This is a genomic window from Sinomonas terrae (assembly GCF_022539255.1).
Classification (GTDB): Bacteria; Actinomycetota; Actinomycetes; order Actinomycetales; family Micrococcaceae; genus Sinomonas; species Sinomonas terrae.
This window is the reverse complement of sequence record NZ_JAKZBV010000001.1, coordinates 2,578,874-2,598,936: the sequence shown is the minus strand read 5'-3', so window position 1 is coordinate 2,598,936 and position 20,063 is coordinate 2,578,874. Positions and strand designations below refer to the sequence as shown.

The 20,063-nt window shown below is 64.6% G+C and carries 9 protein-coding genes and 1 pseudogene; all 10 read right to left on the bottom strand.

The features are described 5' to 3' along the window. Nucleotides 1–36: 36 nt before the first annotated feature. Nucleotides 37–978, bottom strand: a pseudogene (locus tag L0M17_RS12015) (ISL3 family transposase); the annotation flags it as partial. A gap of 320 nt (nucleotides 979–1,298) precedes the next feature. Continuing rightward, nucleotides 1,299–1,883, bottom strand: a complete 585-nt coding sequence (locus L0M17_RS12010) for a hypothetical protein (protein WP_241054198.1) — start codon at nucleotides 1,881–1,883, stop codon at nucleotides 1,299–1,301. A gap of 447 nt (nucleotides 1,884–2,330) precedes the next feature. Continuing rightward, entirely contained in the window at nucleotides 2,331–4,265 is a 1,935-nt protein-coding gene (locus tag L0M17_RS12000; RefSeq protein WP_241054197.1) for a hypothetical protein, read from the bottom strand. Then, nucleotides 4,262–4,780: a phospholipase D-like domain-containing protein DpdK gene (gene dpdK, locus L0M17_RS11995; protein WP_241054196.1), complete on the bottom strand. Its 519-nt coding sequence runs from the start codon at nucleotides 4,778–4,780 to the stop codon at nucleotides 4,262–4,264. Before dpdK ends, L0M17_RS12000 begins: the two co-directional genes overlap by 4 nt. Further along, nucleotides 4,777–9,225 carry a protein DpdJ gene (gene dpdJ, locus L0M17_RS11990; protein ID WP_241054194.1) on the bottom strand — a complete coding sequence of 1,483 codons (4,449 nt, stop codon included), beginning with the start codon at nucleotides 9,223–9,225 and terminating at the stop codon, nucleotides 4,777–4,779. The genes dpdK and dpdJ overlap by 4 nt, the downstream gene beginning before the upstream one ends. Then, nucleotides 9,222–9,908 carry a hypothetical protein gene (locus tag L0M17_RS11985; protein WP_241054193.1) on the bottom strand — a complete coding sequence of 229 codons (687 nt, stop codon included), beginning with the start codon at nucleotides 9,906–9,908 and terminating at the stop codon, nucleotides 9,222–9,224. The genes dpdJ and L0M17_RS11985 overlap by 4 nt, the downstream gene beginning before the upstream one ends. Then, nucleotides 9,898–12,918 carry a protein DpdH gene (gene dpdH, locus L0M17_RS11980; RefSeq protein WP_241054190.1) on the bottom strand — a complete coding sequence of 1,007 codons (3,021 nt, stop codon included), beginning with the start codon at nucleotides 12,916–12,918 and terminating at the stop codon, nucleotides 9,898–9,900. Before dpdH ends, L0M17_RS11985 begins: the two co-directional genes overlap by 11 nt. Beyond that, a complete protein-coding gene (dpdG, locus tag L0M17_RS11975) occupies nucleotides 12,911–13,801 on the bottom strand; it encodes a protein DpdG (RefSeq protein ID WP_241054189.1) in 891 nt (296 codons plus the stop codon). Before dpdG ends, dpdH begins: the two co-directional genes overlap by 8 nt. After that, the gene (gene dpdF, locus L0M17_RS11970) at nucleotides 13,801–16,362 is read right to left on the bottom strand and encodes a protein DpdF (RefSeq protein WP_255731923.1); all 2,562 of its coding nucleotides are present in this window, start codon (nucleotides 16,360–16,362) and stop codon (nucleotides 13,801–13,803) included. The genes dpdG and dpdF overlap by 1 nt, the downstream gene beginning before the upstream one ends. Further along, a complete protein-coding gene (gene dpdE / locus L0M17_RS22540) occupies nucleotides 16,352–19,585 on the bottom strand; it encodes a protein DpdE (RefSeq protein WP_241054187.1) in 3,234 nt (1,077 codons plus the stop codon). The genes dpdF and dpdE overlap by 11 nt, the downstream gene beginning before the upstream one ends. Between the last annotated feature and the right edge of the window lie 478 nt (nucleotides 19,586–20,063).

Sequence of the window (20,063 nt, the reverse complement as noted above, 5' to 3'; positions counted from 1 at the left end):
ACCCAGCAGGACCATTCCCGCGGAAACGCGAAGAGCCGCGAAGAGCGCTTCGAGCCGTGCGCTCTGCTTCTCGGTGAGGAGATCGTGCCCGGTGTGCAGGGTCCGGCGGGCGGCGTAGAGCGGGTCCCCGGTGCGGCCGCGGTGGCCGAGGGTCTCCTGCTGGATCCGCTGGCGGCACCGGTCCAGGGCCTCGCCGGCCAGCCGGACGACGTGGAACGGGTCCATGACCTCGACCGCGTCCGGGAGCTCCTCGGCGGCTGCGGTCTTGAACCCGGTGAACCCGTCCATCGCGACGACCTCGATCCCGTCCCGCCACGCCTTCGGCCGGGCAGCCAGCCAGGCCTTGAACGCGTGCTTGGAGCGTCCCTCGACCATGTCCAGCAGCCGCGAGGGCCCGGTGCCGTCGCGGATCGGGGTGAGGTCGATGACCACGGTGACGTACTTCTCCCCGCGCCGGGTGTGCCGCCAGACGTGCTCATCGACGCCGATGACCTTCACGCCGTCGAACCGGGACGGATCGCCGATCAGCACCCGGTGCCCCTCGGCCAGGACGGCGGTGTTCGCGGTGTGCCAGGACACTCCCAGGCCGCCCGCGACGCGGGCGACCGTGAGGTGCTGGCACACGATTCCTTCCAGTGCCCAGCGCAGCCCTGCGCGGGAGATCTTCGCCCGCGGCTCCGCGGCCTTGGCGATGTCCTGCCGCCACACGCGGCCGCACCCCGTGCACTTGTAGCGACGCACCCTCACCAGCAGCGTCGTCGGCCGCCAGCCGAACGGCTCGTGGGCGAGCCGACGCGTGACCGTGCCGCGCGCGATGCCCTGCGCACCGCAGGAATGGCACCACTCGTCGGGCTCCACGACGCGGCACTCCAGCACGGCCCGGTCCGGCCCGAGGCGCTGCCCGACGGCTTCGAGGCCGAGCCCGTCGAGCCGGCAGAACGTGGAAAGGTCAGGAGCCAGGAAGGTACCGTGGGACACGTCGAGGTCTTTCGGATGGGCGGCGTAGGAACCACCATCATCGGAAGACCTCGACCCCTACCCGGCCAACGACGCGCCCACCCCGACTACACCCTCAACTGCGAAGAGCCCCTTAAGCCTGGGGGTGCCCGGCCGGCCCATTGGGGGAATCAGTCTTTCTCTGAAGGCTTCGGCTTCGGCGCCGGCTTCGGCGCAGGCTTCGACGGCTCCCCGTGGTGGTTTCCACGTCGTGCTTCTTCGAGGGACTTGGTCACTCTGGTCATTGCCAGCTTGATAGGTCCATCTTTGTCGCTCGGCTTCTTGCTGTCGTTGTTGCCCAATCATCCTCCTTTCCAATTGAAGCTGACTGTCATGAAGGCCGAGGCGGAGCTCACGGCCCACGCCAGGACTAGCACGGCGTATCCCCACCGCACTCTCTTGCCGATCTTTTCGGCGAGTTGCATGTCGTCGATTAGCGCTTCTCGGTTCGCGTGCATGATCGCTTCCTGGACGCGATAGCGCGAAGGGCCAGCTAGGAGTGCATCCACGCTAGCTGCAATGTCAGCTTCCGGCCGGTGTGACCGTGGCCAGAGTGCAGAAATCCCGATCAACGCTGCGGCAAGGAAGAGTGCGATCCCGGCGATGCCGAGGACGTCCACGTGCTTTGTCGCCTGCAAGGCGGTGTAAATGCCCGAGGCGGAAACGAGGATGGTAGCCCTCGTGTAGAAGCCCGAAATTCGAGAAACTGTAGCCAAGCGCGCTCTATTCACCTCATCGTGAATGAGCTTCATTTGATCCTCGGGGTACTCCGGCTCAGAGGATTGCTCATCCGTCGATTCGTCGGCCGCGGCGGAGTTCATCTTCGATTTTTCTGTCTGCTCGGATTCGGTGACCTGCGCATGCTCGGATTCCCCATTCCCCGTCACGAATTCATTCTAGCGACGCAGGAAACGGTTGTGCATGTAGAACGGGGACTGCACCACGAAGGGTCGCCGCAACATGCAGGAAGGTTCGAGACCAGGGGCTGGGCTGGCTTCGGGACGGCTGCTCGCGCCGTCCCTTGATCGATAATGCCGAAAGCCGCGTCGCTGACCTGTGCAAAAAACTCGGCATCACCCGTCAGACCCTCAACCGTTACGTCTCGCCACCGGCGGTGCTCCGCCCCGATGGACGGAAGCTGCTCTCCGTCCGTCGGTCTCCGGCCTGAGCTTCGCTCTCCTTTGTTGCGGCGGGGTGCAACCCTGAGCAGCAAGAGCCTGGTCGGTACCGATGCCATGTCCAGAGTGCTGTCACCGAATCCGGGGAGGCGGACAGGGGGCTTTGGTCAACGCGAACGCGACCGTCGACCGAAGCGAACCGATCCTAGGTGCGGGTCAAGTAAAGGGGGGACCCATCTCGGCCAAGCCGGAGGCAACGGCTCGAATTAGGGACGCGGATCCAGCGCCGTCTGCCTCGATGATCACGGCGCCCTCAGAGGCGTGGTCTCGGATGAAGCCAGTCGCTGCATGCTTCGCACACCGCGTCGCAAGGCCGATTACGTCGGCACCGCGGGCGTGAGCACGAAGCTGTGGGGTGCCGACACGGTCGTGGGCTCGGTTGACCGTAACTCGCGGGAACAGTTGAGCCAGGCGGTCGGCCGAGCGCTGCAAGACGCCATCATCTAGTGAATAGATGAGCACCTTCGCTCCGATCACGTTCGGAATCTCCTCCCCAGTATCGGTCAACGGCTCCGGGACGTCCCATGCCAAGGGTGCCGAGAGTTCGACCGAGAGTTGCTCGCCGAGCCAACGTAGATCTGTGCTGAGTCGACGCCGGTGACGAGAGAAGGGTTCAAGTGCTGCAAGCGCGAAGCGCAACCTCGCATCCACATCACTCACTGGAGAGCGTGCAACATCGTCCACCATGTCGAGAGCGGGGAGGGTGTTCCCGACAACTGCCCATCGTCCGGCGTTCTCAGCAAGCATGTCTAGGATCTCGCGGTACTCGTCCGCCGGCGGAGCACCGCGGAGGAAGACCTCGAGGAGCGCCTGGACAGTGGCAACGTCATTAGGTGCCCAACGGTCATAGCTCGCGGCTAGGACCAGCAGGGCCTTCGCCGTACGCCACGCTGGCCGGCGCATGTCGTCCGCTTCCAGGAAGGGCCCCACCAGATTCCACGCTTGGTCCGCTTCCGCGTCTTTGACTCCCTCGAGTGCCTCGGCGAGGAAGGCGTCGCTCTCCACCGGTGCTGGCCAGGCTGTCCAGTCCACGTCGTCTGCTGTGAAATCGGCCACCTCGAATACCCAGTCGACCCATGAGGCGGGTGCCGTCGGCGCCAGCCTTACCCTCGGCACGGTCGGCTTGGCAGTCTCAACCAACGGCGCACCAGTGAGCTTGGGCAGTTGGCTGCGTAGCTCGTTGGGGAGATCGGGCAATGAGGCCAGTGAGCGCGCTAAGTCGCGATCATCTCGGCCGAGCGCTACCAACGTGACTGCGGCGAGGGCATCGTCGCTCAAAGTGGCCAACGGCGTCCGCGCGAGGGCGACTATGCCGCGCGTGTCCCGCAAGATGGCGTCCGCGGCCTTCTTGACGAGGTCCGGGTCACTCATGGGCAGATCGAGAAGTTGCAACCTGCCCCATGCGGCGAGGATGCCGTCGCGGACGAGTTGGGGAGGACCCGATGCGACGACATCTCCGAGTTGGGGGAGGGCCAGCAGTTCCGCATCTCGGCCAAGCCGGCTGAGCCGATGAACTCGCAGGTATGCGAGGTTTACAGCCGAGAGTCCGGCGCCCGCAAGTTCGTCAAGAAGATCGGCCGAGCCGGCAGCGTTCCCTGCTGCAAGCGCGGCGTGGAACTCAGAGAGCATCCGTCCCAGGGGGCGAGGGACGGCGCTCACCCGCTCGGGCCGCCCGGCGATCAGGATCCTCATCAGGTCCAGCGCCCGCCACATGCTGGCTGCATGAGCGGGGCCTGGCGGACGGAGCACGTACGCGGTGTCCGGCCCGACGAGCCGGAGGACGGCGCCCTCGACCGGGTCGGCTGGGTCGAGCCGCCTCGGCCTGCCATCGAACGCCACGTACGAGTGCGCCACGAACGCCTCAAGGATGGCTCGCAATGACGTGGCTTGGTGACGATCCCAGCAAATGACGTAGGCGTCGGTGATCTCGCGCGTACGGCGGGGGAGCACCAACGGAGTCTTGGTGCCCTGGCGCAGCGGTTCGAGGTAGGGCGTCAGCCGGCGGCCGACCTCCCCCTCGAAGTTGAGATCTGGAAGCACGAGGTTTCCGGGCCCGAAGAACACGGCGAGGAATTCGTCGGCTTGGTTCATGGCGTCGGCCACCGGTGCTCGAAGTCGAGGCGGCTTTGGGCTGCGAGTGCAGGGTCGATCTCGTAGACGACGGATTCCTCGTTGACCTCGAAGCCGCGCCATGTGAAGTTCATAGAACCCGACACCACCCAGTTCGACCCGCACAAGGTCTTCTCGTGCACGTCGGCGGCGTGATGTATGTCGAGGTGCGTTGTCGGCACGTGTCGTGAAAGTCGATTGATGAAGTCGCGGTTGTGATCGTCTGGTTTGACTGTCAGGTGCAGCAGCGATCCGAGTTCGGCGAGACGACCGAGAACAGCTGTGAATGCTACGGGGCCGACGAAGCCGTCGCCGAGGAGTACATCGAAGTCCTGGTCGGAGTTATCGAGCACTGGGACGTCGCTGACCCACGGCGAGACGATCCAGATCTCCGGACTCGGGTCAAGCAGTTCACCGGCAAAGACAGCGGCCAACCCGTCATCCAGCCGCAGGCTCAAGCGGGGACTTGTGCGAATTGTGCGACGCCAGATGCTCATTGGTCCGCCTCCAGCACGGTCACCCGGACCGTGAGGCTTCCGCCCGCGTGGGTGATCCGGCCGATGCGCCCATAGATTCGCAGCGCACCTCGGTCGATGGCAAGCACGCCAACGCGTCGCACCGCTTCGCCAAGGATCCTCCGCGCGTTGGCTGGGGCGCGCAGTTCTACGGCGTCGGCGGACGCGAGCAGTTCGCGATAGCGGGTGGACCAGTTGTCTTCAGTCACATCGATTGCCGGAACCGCACGCTCGACGAACGCTTGTGCCAGTAGCCGGTCGAGCAGGATGGATCTAGCGTAGGGTTGCCAGTGCTGCAGGTGACGATTGCGCGCATCGTTCCCTCGTGGCCAGAGAAGGCTGAACACTTGGTCAGCCCCAAGCGCGATGCTCGGATCAACGTGCCGGGCCGCATACGCGACCACCCGGGCGTCGACCTCGGCGCCCGACCTAGTTTCGATCTCGTCCCAAGCCGAGAGCAGTCGGAGTGCGTCCGCCACGGTTTCTGCTGTCGCGCCGGGTCGGAGGAATCGCGACGAAACCGCCGCGACGGCGAGATGACGGGGTGGGCCATCAAGTGCTGTCCAGGCTGCCCGCAATTCTGCGAGGGCATGATCTGCCGCCCGGGCGCCCGATGCCGCACGAATATCTGACAGGGCAGTTGCCACGTGACCGTCCGGCTGGGCTACTGCTTCATCCAGCAATCGTCGCACCGACCGATCGACCTCCTCATAGTCGGAGCGCCCGATTGAATTGGTGACGCGGTCCCAAAAACGTCGGAAATCGCGTGTATAACTCGTCCTGAGTTGCTCAAGGAGGCCGAGACCGCCGTTAGACGTCTCGGTCAGAAAAATGCGCGCCTGGCCGTCCATTCGGACAACGTCGACAACGAGGTCGGCGTCCTGCGCATCCGGCACGGCGCGCAGGGCCGCGTTCCGCACCGCGGCGGCGAGCGTGTCGAGGTACGTGCGTTCGGCAAGGTTCCAGGTCAGGGCGGCAGGGTCGGCGGATGAAAGCACTCTCGCATGGAGTTCCACGGAGTCGCGGATCGCTTGCTGGTCAGTTAGTTCCTTGAGTGCGTGGGCCAAGCGCTCAGGTATCCCTTGGTGGGGATCGTCGGGGTCGGCGGCGCGATAGAGGACGCCCAGGATCGTCTCGAGGTCCGCCGCCCATGCCCCTCCGGCGAGTGCGCCGGTGAGGTCGGTCCCAGGGGGCAACGTCACTGCGGCAAGACCGTAGGCCGTGAGGTAAAGCAGGGAAAGCCACGACCGCTGGAAGGTGTTGGTAAGAGTCTCCAAGGTCGGATCTTCAGCAACCAAGGTTTGGAACGCGAGCGTGCGCCATCCAGGTGTACGCAGGTGTGTGAGCACGGCCGGGTCGCCGCGATCCAGAGGCGCGACGTCGATGACCAGCCCGTCCACTTCGAGTGCGAAGCCGAGGGCGGCTGGCCGACCATCTATGGTGTAGTTCGTTTCAGTACGCTGTGTAGTGCCGTTGGCTAGGCGAAGTTCACCGCTGGCGCCGGGCGTCATCCTTCGGACCTCGATGGGCGCGCCGTATACGTGGAGCGCGAATTGCACCGACGTGACGATCTCGGACCAGCGGGTATCCCGTGGGATCGGGAAGAGGGGGGCGTCGGTCGGGACGACGAATTCCGAGCACCATCGGGGCGCAGCCTGGCTGGAGTCCCTGATGTCGCCGGGTGGTTGGGTAAGCGCGAGCCGGAATGGGCGGACGACTTCGAACGCGCTGCCCTCTCCTGTCCAGACTCCCAGCCGAGCGCCCCTCGTGACGTATGCCGCGAGATCGACGGATCCGCCGGGTGGCGGCTCGAGCCATGTGCGATGCTCGTCGCGCCGGACCCCGAATCTGCGACTGACGCGGCCGGGGACAGCTTCGCGTAGCGCCGCGAGGATGGGCATTCGGTTGTTCTCGGCTTCATTGAAAGGTACTTGCATCTCGACGTCGGGGACGTCGAGCGGATCGAAGAGTGCTCTGGTCACAAACTCGGGCAACAACTCGCCGGTTTCGACATCAGCGCCGTCAATCGAATGCCACCGGGCCTCGAGGCGGCGCAACGCAGTGGGTGCAACGGCCAGCAGGATCGAGCGCGGCTCCTCCCAGAGCACTGACTGGACGTCTGCGTCGGCGAGGTAGAGCGAACGCTCCAGAAACGCTGCAAAATCGTCCTGCCTGTCAGTGGATGCCAGAAGGTCACTTAGCACCGAGAGCATCCGGTCTGTCCCGGGAGCGGTTCTTCCCGGCTGGCTGGGTGCCCGGAGGACATCACGTGCGTCGACCCAAGGACCGCCGGCACGCGATGCCTCGCGTGAAAGCCAGTCGAGCAGTGCGTGCGCTGCTTGCATCTTGAGGACGAATCTGTTGCGCACCGGCAGGCGGCGCGCAGGCACCTCGGGATAGAAGAGTTGTTCGTAGCCCTGGTAGACGACGCGGTCGCGGCCGTAGTCGGACAGGACGACGACCGTCCACGGGCGCATCTCCGGCGAACGGCCCGCCCGGCCACGACGTTGGATGAATGCTGCGGGATCGCGGGGTGCCTTGTGCTGAAGGACGAGACCGACGCGTGGATCGTTGAAGCCCACCTCAAGCGACGCCGTCGCGACGATAAGGTCGGCGGCCGCGTCGACTCCGATGTCCTGGGAGGAGGTGCGGGCGATCCGCAGCGCGCCCCCATAGAGATCACCGGTTAGAGGGTGGCCTATCTCAGTAGTCAGCATCCAGGCCTGTCCGTCGCGATATCGCTCGGGGGCCTGCGTAACGCCTGCATGCGAGAATTGCGGGCTGCGCAGTTGTGCGAGCACCGGCTTGCGGCTCGGCCCGGGCCGGACGCGCCGACTTTGCCCGCCTTCAGCGTCTCGCAGGTCGTCGTAGAGGCGGTTGGTGACATCCAAATCGTCGGTGAACAGGAATCCCGACGAACCGTATGGCCCGTCGGTGCCTGGTCGGTCGAGCAGTCGGCCCATGAGCATCGCGGACTGCAGGGTTGCCGACAGGAGGCTTGTGCCTGAGACCGGGTCGCCCCGCAGAACGACGGAGTACTCCCTGCCGGTGGGCATCAGGTCATCCGTGGCGGGGGTGACGTATTCGACCGCCGATTCGGAAAGACCCGTGAAGGTACTGAAGAATGGCACTGCGTCGCGCAGTGTCGCCGACAACCCGACGAACGCTGGTGGCTGCATTCTGCGCATACGTAAGGCGTTTCTCCACCGTCGGAGCAGCAACGCGATCTGGGCGCCGTGCACGCCGGCATAGGTGTGGACCTCATCGACCAGCACGAGCCGAGGCGCCGTCCGTCCAAACCATCCAAGCAAACTGCCATTGGTCCGATTTGAAGCGTACCGGCTGAGCATCTCGGTCGTAGTGAATAGGATGTCCGGCGGCCTCGCAACTATGGACTCCCGTGTGAGGGAAAGGTACTCCTCGCCGAGGACGAGGTGGCAGCGCAGACAGTGCAACCGCTCAATGCCCCGATTGCGGTCGGTCGTGAGCCAGACGAGATCGCCGCCACATTCGTCGTTGGGGCACGGGAAGTATGGGCAGCGTACGCCATCTCCCAGGGGTGCCCAGGGTGAATTCGAGCTTCCGATGCGCGAATCACTCCTGTCATGTGGCGTGTCGCCGTAGAGCAACCCGATTCGAGCAGAACGGCCGCCCGCCGAGCGCAGCGCGGCCTCGGTTCGTAGCACCGCGGCGACGCCCTCGCGGGCCTGGTCGCGAAGCAACTCCTTGCGCGGATACAGCGCGAGTACCTCTACCTGGTGTACCCCGGGACGCAGTGCGGGCCCAAGGGTTAGCAGCGCTGGCAAGTAGAACGCCAAGGTCTTGCCACTTCCGGTGCCGGCGCCAACGACCACACCGCGGCTTCGGCTGTCGCTTACTGCGGCGAGTATTGCCTCGGTCGCTTCAACTTGGAAGCGTGATAGGTCGCGTCCGTCAACCATGCTGTTCGTGATCGCGCTATGCACTGGCGACCACCCGTCGCGACGCTCCAATTGTGCAACCACGTCATGTGGAGGAATGTTTCGCTGCGGGTAGCGGCGAGGGCCGACGTGCAGTCTGTAGTCGGCGACGAGCGGAAGACCACCCTGCCACCATCGCTGTGGTGCGTTTCGTCCCGGGGGGAACAGTTGCCGAAGGTTGGACAGCAGTCGCAGTCCCTCGGCGAGCCGAGTTCTGAAGCGAGCCGGACTGGTGCCGGGCACGTGGTGCAGCAGCGCACGACTTGTAAGCGCTGACAGGTACTCGTCCTCGCTCGGCACATCAACAACACCCGCAACGAGGTCCGCCGTAACTGCTTCGGCGAGGACTGCGCGAACCTCGTCTGCGCTGAGGCTGGTTTCAGTGATCCCCCAGGTCAACATGGGCAATTCGAGATCCTCGAGTGCGTTGAGGATCTCGGGTAGTCGCCGCCAACGATCCTCGATCATCGGCGTCGCAGGACGATCTGCTCCGCGACCGCGACGCGGTTGCGGAGCAAGGCCAGTTCGCTATCGGAGAGGTCGGCCAGGAGGACGCCCTCGGATGCGCCGAGGCGGGTGAGCAGTTCAACCATGTCGTCTTCGGCTTCCAAGGCGTCGAGGACGTCGCGAACGCGTTTCCACTTCTGTCCGAACGCTTGCACTTCGCGGGCGGTCGGAATCGATCGCGTCATCCCATGCAGCGATCGCAGGTCGTCTTCGATGGACTGGCGTGACATCCTGCTAGCGACGAGGGCGATCTTTGCGATAGGGACTTCTCTTACGCGAGCAGTGGCCCACGCCCGCCATGCAGCACCAAATGCCGTCTCTAACTCGGCGCGGTTGCTGATGAGTCTTCCCTTCGCGGCCTGCAGCGCCTGCTTTGTCGGAAGGAGGCCTCCTGCAGATCTCGCCTCCAGATTCGTTAGCCCCCGGCCCACGAGCGAAGCCATCTCGGGCAAGGTCACCCCGAGTTCTGCGGCTGATCGTGCCGCTTCCGTCAGCTTGACCAATGCGTCGAGCGCATCCTCGACTTCCTTGAGAGCGAGTTCTGCCTGCTCGCGGTCCCGGCGTTCTTTTGCGCCCTCGGCGTAGGTGTGGGCGACCGCGCGAAGTCGGGTGGCCTTCTCAAATACCGACATCTCAACTCCCATCCCAGGTGGCTGCTTCGCGCCAGCGCTTGGTCACGGCGGCGAGGCGTGAGACAAGTTCGCCCACGTCGTCCGCATCGCGGGACTCGACTCGGTTCAGACCGGCGTCCAGCCACTTCTCGTTCTCGATCAGGAAGCTTCGCATCAGACCGATCCCGGGTCCGCGGTCACGTGCCGCGACCGCGAGGCGACGCTCAAAGCTGGCGTCCTCGTCAAGCGAGGCGAGGTCATTCTCTAGGACCTCGAGTTCGCGGCTTCCGGCTTGTGCGGTTGCGGCGGCGTTCCGTTGCTTGAGCGTGGGAATGTCATCGTGGCGGACATAGCCATGATGCTCACCCGCCTCTATGGCTTGTTGGACGGCCTTGGCGGTCTCGGCGAAGCCGGTACCGCGCGGGAGTCGCAAGCGGATCTCGGCGGCAAGATTGGTGAGCAACTCGACCTGCTCAGCGACGGCGGCAGCAAGCGAAGACAGTGAAGCGGCCGCGGGCCCGGCCCAGCCTGGGCGCGGTCGTGCTGGATCGATATCCCACGAGTCGGCGGCGATATTGATGAGAGACAGCGCACGGACGCCATCGATCGTCTGCACCTCGCCATTGCCCTGCGAGGCGCCCAGCGCGTTGCGGATCTCTGCGATGAGATTGCGGCGTGCTTCGGTGTGCCGTTCCTCGGTACGCACCCACAGCGGCGACCGAATCGCCGAGTCGCCGCGCTCATCCCCACCATTCCACAGCGACGCGCTCAGCAGCATCGCTGGTTTGTCGCTGAGAACTACCAAGCCCCTTGCGGCTGCACCGACTATCGATACGCGCAAGGCCTCGACTAGGAGGCCGTCTGTGCGGTGAGCAGATTCAAGAGCAGCCTCCTGCGCGACGGGTGCGTACCGTTCTGCCAATTCGTCGAGTCTTAACCTCGCCTCGAGCGTCCCCTCCTCGATCCCCGCCTGCATCTTCACAAGATCTTCGAAGAAGCGGGCGTTGGTGGGCGTGCGGGCGAATCTAATGGCTGGGGTAACGCTCCGAGCAATTGCCTCCTGGGCCCCTTCGATCGAGACGGTTTGCGCGTTGAGCGGCCATGCTCGTTCGATCACGGCGCTCGGGGCTGGGCGTGTGGCCGGATCCGTCCACGACAGTCGTGACAGCACTGCAGCCCGCACGGTTCTCCGGATTTCCCTAGCCACATCCGCAGGCAGCACTGCGTTGCGTCCGTTCCATTCCGCAATTGCCGCCAGTCGCTTGCGATCGCTCTCCTTCAACCCGTCAGCGGGGGCCGTGTCCTCGCGCTCAGCGGGCCCCTCACTTGACCTTGGCCTCGACGGGGTCGTGCGCACAGTCTCGGCTCCGCTGACTGCTGGGATGCCGAACGCTGTGTGGATCTCGGGCGCGATGTTCCCAAACTCTTCAGGCGCGCCGCCCCAGAACTCCAGTAGCACTCGGCGCCGCTGCCCCTCGCTCGCACTAGTGGCCTGCTCGGAGACTCTCGGTGAAAGCACCCGCTCGTCGCGGCGCGGCGGGAAGTCTTCGGCGAATCGTTCGTTCGGAAACTCGCGGTGCGCGATGTCATCGGCGTACTCCGTCAGCACATGACGGACCACACGTGCCAGCACCGCGCGTGGGTTGAAGGCGTCCGGCTCCTCCGACAGTGCGCTCGCGCGGACTGCTCTCAGCACGGCTGGCCGGTTGTACGGGTAGAGCCCATGGCCGGTAGCCGTCGTACCGAAGCCGGCATGGCAAGGTTCACGCACAGGACAGCCCTCGCAGGCGTTCGCGACCGCGCGCGAATCCGTAGCTCTTAGTTCGTCGAGTTTCGTTTGTCCAACTCGGGCGGCATTGAGGTAGCGCCCCACGAAATCGACGACGCGTTGTTCGGTTTCCGGCGACTGTTGGGCACCGCGCCCGAGCGTGACCCGGAGTTCGTACCGGAAGGGAGTGCTCGACTCGATCCTCGTCCTGACGGTGTCGACGAGGCTGCCGTAGTAGCCCGTTGTAACGGCGAGCAGGGTTCGGATGGGAGCCAGGACGGTGCGCCCCTCGCGTACGCTGGTTTCCAGGACCGCGTCGAGCAGGTCGCGCTGGATGCCCTGCACTAGTGCGAAATCTTCAACGAGTAGGACGATCTCCTCACCTTCAGAGGCCAGGGCTTGGCGGATTGCGATGAACGCCTTGTGCAAACGCCCGACCCCGAGGTTCGCAGCTTGCATCACTGCGACGTCGAGGTGGCGGTTGAGGAGTCCGATAGCTGCGAGTTTCAGTGCGTCATTTGCGACGATGTTGCGGAAGAGGCGCTGGCTAGCCACTGCAGCTTGCCCAATATCGAGGACGTCTGAAGGCAGATCGTCGGATGTGAACTGGAGCGGGACATCTGACTCATCGTTCCCACGCCCACTGATGGCGTGCGCGGCTCGGCGCCGGATCAAGGATTCGTCGCGAAGCAACTGCGCGCGGAAGAACGGATCATGGAGTAGTAGGTAGAGGCCCTGCTCGCCCACGAGCGCACGTTCCTGGGCCGTGGCCCAGGCGGCGGTGCGTAGAGATTCGGCGAGTTCATCAAGGAGGCGGCGTTCCAGCGATTCTTGCGTGATGTCTCGGCCGAGCCGTGAGACATCACGGCGAATGTCATCGAACGGTGCGCCTTCGAGCCCCATCAGCAATTTCTCGACAACGCCTGCCAGGCTCGTGCTGCCCTTCGGGAGATAGATGATCCGACGACCCGGTTTTTTGGGTGCGTTCGCACGCACCCAACGGACTAAGTGGGATTTGCCCGCACCAGAGGCACCGAGGACCGGCACCACGAGTACGCCATTGTTCGTTGGCCGCTCCAGAAAATCGGTCATCAACTCAGACTCGGTGACCAACTGTTCACCGCGTGCCTCCCGGCCGGCTGCACCGATTCGGCGGATGTCGAGCGGTGCGTGCGTCGCGACAAACACGCTGTCGCTCGGGTTGGGGGCCTCGGTCGCGATTGTCTGTAGGACGTTCTTCTTCGTCCAGCAGATGAAGCCTGTCTGATCAGACATCTTCGACCTCGCCGACCACGACATCGGAGATCACCCGGACCGTGCCGCGGTGGTCAAGACCAGCCAGCCGCATCGTATCGGCAGCGTCAGCACGGCGCTCCAGAGTCAGCCAACCGCGAGCGCGGCCGCTCTCCAATGCGTACGTTGTGGCTCTGTCGATCTCGTCGGCGTCGTGTTCGTACCCGAGTGCCCGGCTCACGGCACCGCCGGGGACGACCGGAGCAGCGAGGCGGAAGTCGCTCACAAGGCGGGAGATAGGAATGTCGTCACCAGGCCTGTAGGTCGACACGACGAAGTCACGCAGGGCACGCGTGGGATTCGGCAGCAGGTGACTCCCGGGCCCTGTCCCTGTCGCAGCGATCTCGGCGAAGCCCATCGCCTCGGCCCAGTACCGAAATCCGGTCCACAGGACACTGCTGTTGCGGAAGACCGGTGTGCCGCCGGCTGGCACCTGCTCCTGCTCGCTTCGAGACTGCGACCAGGGTTCGCCCATCGGATCCGTCGTGAGCAACCACGCAAGGCCGCGAAGGAGGTCGTTGGCTCCTGATTCATCCAGCGGCGGTTCGGAGATTGGGCGGCTCAGCACAACATTTCGCAGGAGGGAGCAGAAGTCGGCGTAGCTCGAAGGACCCGCCGTGGCCAAACGGAGCCGACCTTGCTCGTCTGTCTCGGTGATGCCGAGTTCGCGCAGCACGCGGTAGGCCTCGCTCGCGGCGGATGTCGGCGGAGGTTCAGAGGCCCCGTCCCGGACGCGAATAGCGGGTGGACTGATCAGGGCGAACATTTCGGACTCCGGAATCGGGCCGAACTCCGCGATCACCCGAAACGTGAGCCACATCGTCGTGGGCAGCGCGAGTACAGGTCTCGGGTTGAGCAGGGCCATTACAGACTCCCTAGGGCTGCGCGAACGCTGATTGTTGCGTCGATTACATCACGCCATTTCCACTGCGGTTTGTCGGGCGCCGCGAGTGACTCTGGACCAAACACGTATGTGGGGAGCCCTTTCTCGTAGCGAGCGCGAACGTCACTGGGAACAGCTTTCGCGCTGGGTTCCAGTATCGCGGTTATCAGGCCCTCATAGTTCGCAAGCAGTTCACCATCGTCATTGAGCATGGGCCGACTGGGCACTCGGCGCTGAGCCTCCGCCAAGAGGGCGACGTCCGGGCCACAGAAGACTGCGGCCCCGGCGACGGCGAGGCCAGCAACGAGACTGGGCACTAGGTCGTGGTATTCGGCGTCAGTGCTCCACCAAACGAAGAGACCTGGTTTCCGGGCGCGAAGTGGGTCGGCGCCGGTCTCGTCAAACACGGGCAGGTGGGGTACAGGCTCGACCGGAAAGGCGTCGATGGGGTCGGAGGCGTTGCTACGTCGGCATGACGGGCAGCCACGACATGCTGGTTGAGTAGTCAGAATGCCGTACGACAGTTGAGCGCGGTATTGCCGGGCCAGGATCGAGCCGACGCAACCTGAAGCAGCCACCACCTCGTTCATCGCGCGCAAGGCCGTATCTTGGCCAGAGGCGATGTCGTCGCGAGCGCGTTGCATGAACGCGGCAAAGGCTGCGGGTTCGAGGCCGGCGCCGTTCAAAACAGCTATGTCGATCACGTCGCGCGAGATCTCGTAGAACTCTTCCCGCCGTCTTTGCCATGCGGTCTCGTCTTCGCCTGGTTCCCGCGGCGGTGCAGCCGCCGCAGAAAGTGCGATCAACCCTGCCTGTGCCATGAGGGTCAATGACTTGACGTTCCACTGGGCACTGCGGTGGAACCCCTCCACGAGATAGCCCGGAAGTGATCTGAGGTTGACCCGCAGCCCAGTCTCGGGATGCAGTACTGCGCTGTCACGTAGGGCTGTCCACCGTTCCCATCCCTTGTCCGATCCAATCAGCGCGACTCTGTTCAACTGCTTCGCCGTGACATCGTCCTGGGCTGTGGTTGCCAGGAACGACACGGTCGGCAAGCCGTCCCGGCCGGACCTGCCGACTTCCTGGTAGAAGCGGTCGATCGTCTCAGGGACGCAGGCGTGGATCACGGTCCGAACATTGCTCACATCAATGCCGAGACCGAACGCCGATGTGCCGACCACAACGTCGTACTCCGTAGCTGTCAGCGCACCATCTGTGTCCTCGCCGCGCCAACGCTGCACGACGGTGCGTCGGTCATCTTCAGAGCTTCGTCCGGTAACGCTGGCTACGCGGCGGATCCCGGAATCCTGAAGTATTTGACACCAGGCGTTGGCGTCCTCCACCTTTGAGACGTACAGCACAAGCGGGCGCGGTAAACGGCGGACGGCTTCGAGCACTGCATCGCGGCGTGCGTGAACGTCATCGAAACGGGTGCAGAAATACACCGGCTCCGTTCGCAGCGATGAACCCCACACAACGTGGGTGCCGTTCGGTGACGGAAATGCTCGCGAGAGCAGGTCGATTTGTCGTCCGGTCAGCGTCGCGCTGAGTAGCAGCGTCACCGGGCGTTCATTCGGCGGCGACTTGCGCAGCAATTGCGCGTGGAGGCCTGCCATGGTGAGGAATTCCGGGCGGAAGTCCTGCCCCCACTGATCGACCATGTGAGCTTCATCTACCACGAACTGTCGCAGGAGTCCTGCCTCGGCGCAGGCCAAGACTGCGTCACGGAGGCCCGTCATGAGGCCTTCTGGCGACGTATAGAGGATGCGCTGTTGACCTGAGCGGATTGCCTGGCGCAGGGCGCGCTTCGTGTCGTCATCGAGGCCGCCGACGTACGCGTAACGGTCGGTTGGGCTCAGAGGGTGAGGTTGATGCGCCGACGCGGCGCGTGTGCGACGTTCCATGTCGAGTGCCAGGACGACAGTCGGCACCACAACGATAGTGACACCGGTTGCGCGCAACAGCGCCCGGCTCCAGGCGACGTCTGTCTTTCCGCGTCCCGTCGGGAGCACGACAACCATGGTGGATCCTTCAGGGGCGAGCACGACCGCTCGCGCTGCCGCGCGCTGTGCAGGGCTAAGGTAGGCATCGCGTCCCAGGGTGCGGGTCCAGAAGGGGTCTGCGGGGGCGCCCACAAGTGAACGGCGGTACGGAGACAGGTGAGCGCGATAGACCTCGCGGAGTTGTGCGGCTGCCGCGGACGCGTCCTCCTCCCCGCTCACGGGCGGATGCCAGTCACGCGCGGTGACGACCGTCCTGCCGCCCGCTGTTCGGGGTTCGCAGGCCGTGGCGCGCCATTGGGCGGCGTCGGGCCACGGCGCCCCAGAGGGAAAAGTGAGTCGAGGCTCGCCTCCGAACTGAGCGGCGTCCTCGAGGAGCACTTGGCGCGTTAGCGCTGCGATATCGCCGCCACTCGCCGCGCCTGCACCAAGGCCGGCAATAGCGGCCACCAGCCGACGGCCCGAGTCTGTGACAGGTTGCTCCTGGGGGGCGTCCGGCCAGGCGTCAATCGCATCCTGGAGAGCAGGAAAGTCAAGAGGCATCGGGCCTCCAGCGACGCGAACTGCGGACCAAGCAGGTCACGGCAGTTAACTGGACTGTTGGCGTGTCGATGCCAGAGACGAGTGCGTCACTGAGTTCTTGGTCGAGCACGAGAGATTCGTCATCGTCAAGCAGTCGGCCAGCAGCGCCACGCGCTTCGGCCTGGGCAGCTAGCACGGCCCCTTCGCTGCGTAGCGCCTCCGCCGCGGAATTGCACCGGGCACGCAGGTCGGTCACTCGCGCTAGTTCAGAGCGGGCGGCGGACTCGGCGCTGGTCGCGCCAGCGGCAAAGCCATGTTGGCCGCCAAACAGGGCGTGTAGGGGGGCGAGACGCTTGAAGCTGAGGTTCACGTCGTTGTCACTACGCCGGTACGGCGCCTCCAGCCAGGCCAGCAAAGCTGGGTCTTCGACTGCCTTCTCGGTGTCTGCTGGGATCCAGACCGTGCGCATGAACGGCGCAAGTGCTCGGTCCGCTCGTCGACGAACCGAGCGGGTGTCGGCGCTCCGATCACCGATAACGCCTAATGCGGCGGAGATGTCTGCTTCAACCAGATAGACGAATCCGAAGTAGGCAAGGGAGTCGCTTCGCCAGGTCGGGTCGAAGCGCCAGTGGGCGCTGGCTCGGCCGCGGTCATCGAGTTGTAGAACAGCGCCGACTGCGTCAACCAGCGGGTTCCCTATGCGGAACAAGCGTCCGCCGTTCTTCAGCGCTAACCAGCGGTCGGTGAATCCCGACCGTGATTGGGTCGGGACGGCGCGCAATTTGGCGAGCAGCCTTGGGCTCATCAGGGGCGCTCTTGACGCAGGCTCCACGTCAAAACCGCCGTTCTGACGTCGCCATATAGACATGCGGAAGCCATCGTCGCCGCTGACGAGGCGCAGCAGAGGGTCTTGATGGCCGGCGGTTTCGAATTCATACCGAGCAATGTCGAGCGCCAGATCACGGGCGTTGGAATCCGCGTCATAGCTGGCCTCAAGCATGTCAAGCTGGGCTAGAGATCGAAGTTCATCGGTCACGGTTTCCTCGATCGTCCCACGCATGCCTGCAATGCCCTCGGCGCCGTCGCGAACCGCTGCTGCCCAAACTCCATCGAGGTCGCGCGCCACAGCGTCCTGGAGAGCGGAGATTGATCGATCGAAGACTTGGTAGCCATTTGTGAGCAATTCTCGCCATGCGGCGCCTACTGACGGCCCTTCATCGCCCAACACAAGCTGTTGCGCAGGCCGGCCGCTGCCGTATCGGTCGACGCGCCCGATGCGCTGCTCGAGCGTATTCGGGTTGGCTGGCAGTCGCAGGTGCACGACCAGGTTCGCTTGCTGGAAGTTGCGGCCATCGTCGGCAGAGCTATCACAGACGAGGACCCCGCCGTGCTCACCCCAGGCTGTGACCGCTGCCTCAGATGCTTCGGCCCCGACCGAGATGGTATGCCTATGGACGGCGCCCGGATAATTTCTCCGGACGAGTTCGTGTGCGACTTCCTCCGCCAAGGACCCGGCCCCAGCGAAGATCACAACTCGCGCCCCGGCTGTCGGCATCAGTTTGGCGATCACCTCGGCGAGCCCATCTTGTTCCGGTAGGTCATCGAGGGAGTTGGCGATCCGATGCTCTGCCGGTTGCGCGGGCGGCGCCGCCAGGGCCCGTCGTTCTTCCTTCGACAATCCGGCCGCCGCAGCGGCATCCTGGTCGCCGACGAGCCGCCAGCGGAGCGCCTCGCGTAAGTCGGCGGCGGGGCCACCTGTCCGCGACGTCAGGACTGCCAACGCCGCCGCGTATAGCGCGGGGTCGGTGCCAGCATCCAACGCAGCATCGCTTACTGATGTCCGCCATTCCTCCAGCACGCGGATGGCCTCTCGGTGTTCGAGTGAGGAGAGGACAACGACCTTCGGCCGGTGCCGTCCGGTGACCTCGAACGCAGGGAGAAGTGCCTCGTCGTCCAAATCTGCGTCGAGAACCGTCGCGCGGCGGTGTCGAATGACCCGGCGGTGCAGCCGGTACGTCTCACCGACGTGACCTCGCACCGCCTCCACTGCTCTTGCCAGCGCGGCGCTATCCTCTGATGCGATCAGATCGCCCGCAGCGTCGATCTTGGCCGTGACTTCACATGCCAGTTCCTCGTAGCGACGGTCATGTGGCAACAGTTCGCGAACGTCTTTCAACGCGTCCGGCAGCAGGAATGGGAATTCTGGGTCAAGAGCAAACATCGCACGCGCCAATTCGCGGCGTACGGCCAGTCGTTGTCTGAACGGTTCCAAGGCTTCCCACCGGTAGAGGCTGGGGTCAAGCAGGTGGAGCAAGCCGAGGTGCGTCTCTTCGCGTTGCAGGTTCGGAGTCGCCGAGAGCAAGAGCAATCGCGGAACCGCGTGGCACAGTGCCCGGAGTTCAGGGTACGGATGCTCCGCAGGGTCCGTACCGACCAGTTGGTGTGCCTCGTCGATGACAACGAGGTCGAAGTCGCTGTATCGCTCCCAGCGTTCGGGTGTCTCGTGGGAGCCGATCTTGAAGGAGCCTGCTGGGAAGTCGTCGACGAAGAAACGCCCCACCATTTCGTCTCGCCATTGTCGGCGTAGCGAGTCCGGCGTGATGACGACGACTTTCGAGCGGGCATCGTCCAGAAACCGCTGGCGAATGACATAACCCGCCTCAATCGTCTTCCCGAGTCCAACCTCGTCGGCCAGCAGGTACCGCTGCACCGGGTCACCCAGGACTCGGGCCGCGGTCTCGACCTGATGGGCGTGAAGTTGCACGCGCGAGGAAAACACGGCGGGCACGGACGCGCAGGCGGCGCGCTGATCTATATGGCTGCGCAGCACCGGTAGACGCGCGTCCCGGTACAACGGCGACTCCTGCGCGCCGGCGAGAAGCACCTGCAACGGATCTGCAACCGGTCGATCCCAGCGCACGCGAAGGTCGGCCTCATTCACTCGCAAGTCGCTGTCGGCGTTTGGGACACGGACGAAGTACTCATCCGGCCCACCGCCGACTACGCGGCCGGCGTGCCATGCGCCGGTCGCCTGGTCACGCCAGTACACCCGAGTCTGCACGCCGAGTTGGTGGCGCCTCACTTCAGCAGCGGGCACCCAACGTTCGCCGACGACAGGGAGCGCGGCGGACTCGAACATTTCAAGCTTCAACTGAGACCCATCCACAGCACTTATGCGCGCGATTCCGATGGCGTTTGGGTACAGCACCAACTGGCCAACGCGCATGCTAAGAGAGCCGGTCACCTGCGATCCCCTCCATGGCGCCGAGGGACGATTCTCTGTCGCCCCGTAGCCGCGGCAGGAGGGTCATGAAGGGCGGGACTGCCGAGCGCAGGGTTCGGACCCACGATGCGCGTCAGGGACTGAAGCGATGGAGGAAGGCCCAACTCAAACCCGACGCGATGCACTGACAGGGTCTCGTCCCTTAAGCGGTTCATTCCGCGTCCTTCAGCCCCCTTAATCTGCATTACTGAAGTGAGTTATCCGCACTTGGCTCAGCGTAGCGGATCACAAGTCGCAGAGAAAACGGTCTCCAACTCACCGCGGAGCGCCGCCTAGTGGCCCCCGGTGCCCCATACGGCGCCGGTTCGCGCCCCCACGAGAGTCGTGCTCAACTGTTCCTGTCCGAGCGGGCCTGCGGAGGTGGGACTGGTACCCGTCCGCACCGCCTGTCGACGTGCCGATGCCCGCTCGGCGTCCGTTAGGTGAGGAATTCAGAAGC

Coding starts and splice junctions, on each gene's coding strand:
- L0M17_RS12000 (WP_241054197.1), bottom strand. CDS start 4,265: ATGAACCAAGCCGACGAATTCCTCGCCGTGTTCTTCGGGCCCGGAAAC.
- dpdK (WP_241054196.1), bottom strand. CDS start 4,780: ATGAGCATCTGGCGTCGCACAATTCGCACAAGTCCCCGCTTGAGCCTG.
- dpdJ (WP_241054194.1), bottom strand. CDS start 9,225: ATGATCGAGGATCGTTGGCGGCGACTACCCGAGATCCTCAACGCACTC.
- L0M17_RS11985 (WP_241054193.1), bottom strand. CDS start 9,908: ATGGGAGTTGAGATGTCGGTATTTGAGAAGGCCACCCGACTTCGCGCG.
- dpdH (WP_241054190.1), bottom strand. CDS start 12,918: ATGTCTGATCAGACAGGCTTCATCTGCTGGACGAAGAAGAACGTCCTA.
- dpdG (WP_241054189.1), bottom strand. CDS start 13,801: ATGGCCCTGCTCAACCCGAGACCTGTACTCGCGCTGCCCACGACGATG.
- dpdF (WP_255731923.1), bottom strand. CDS start 16,362: ATGCCTCTTGACTTTCCTGCTCTCCAGGATGCGATTGACGCCTGGCCG.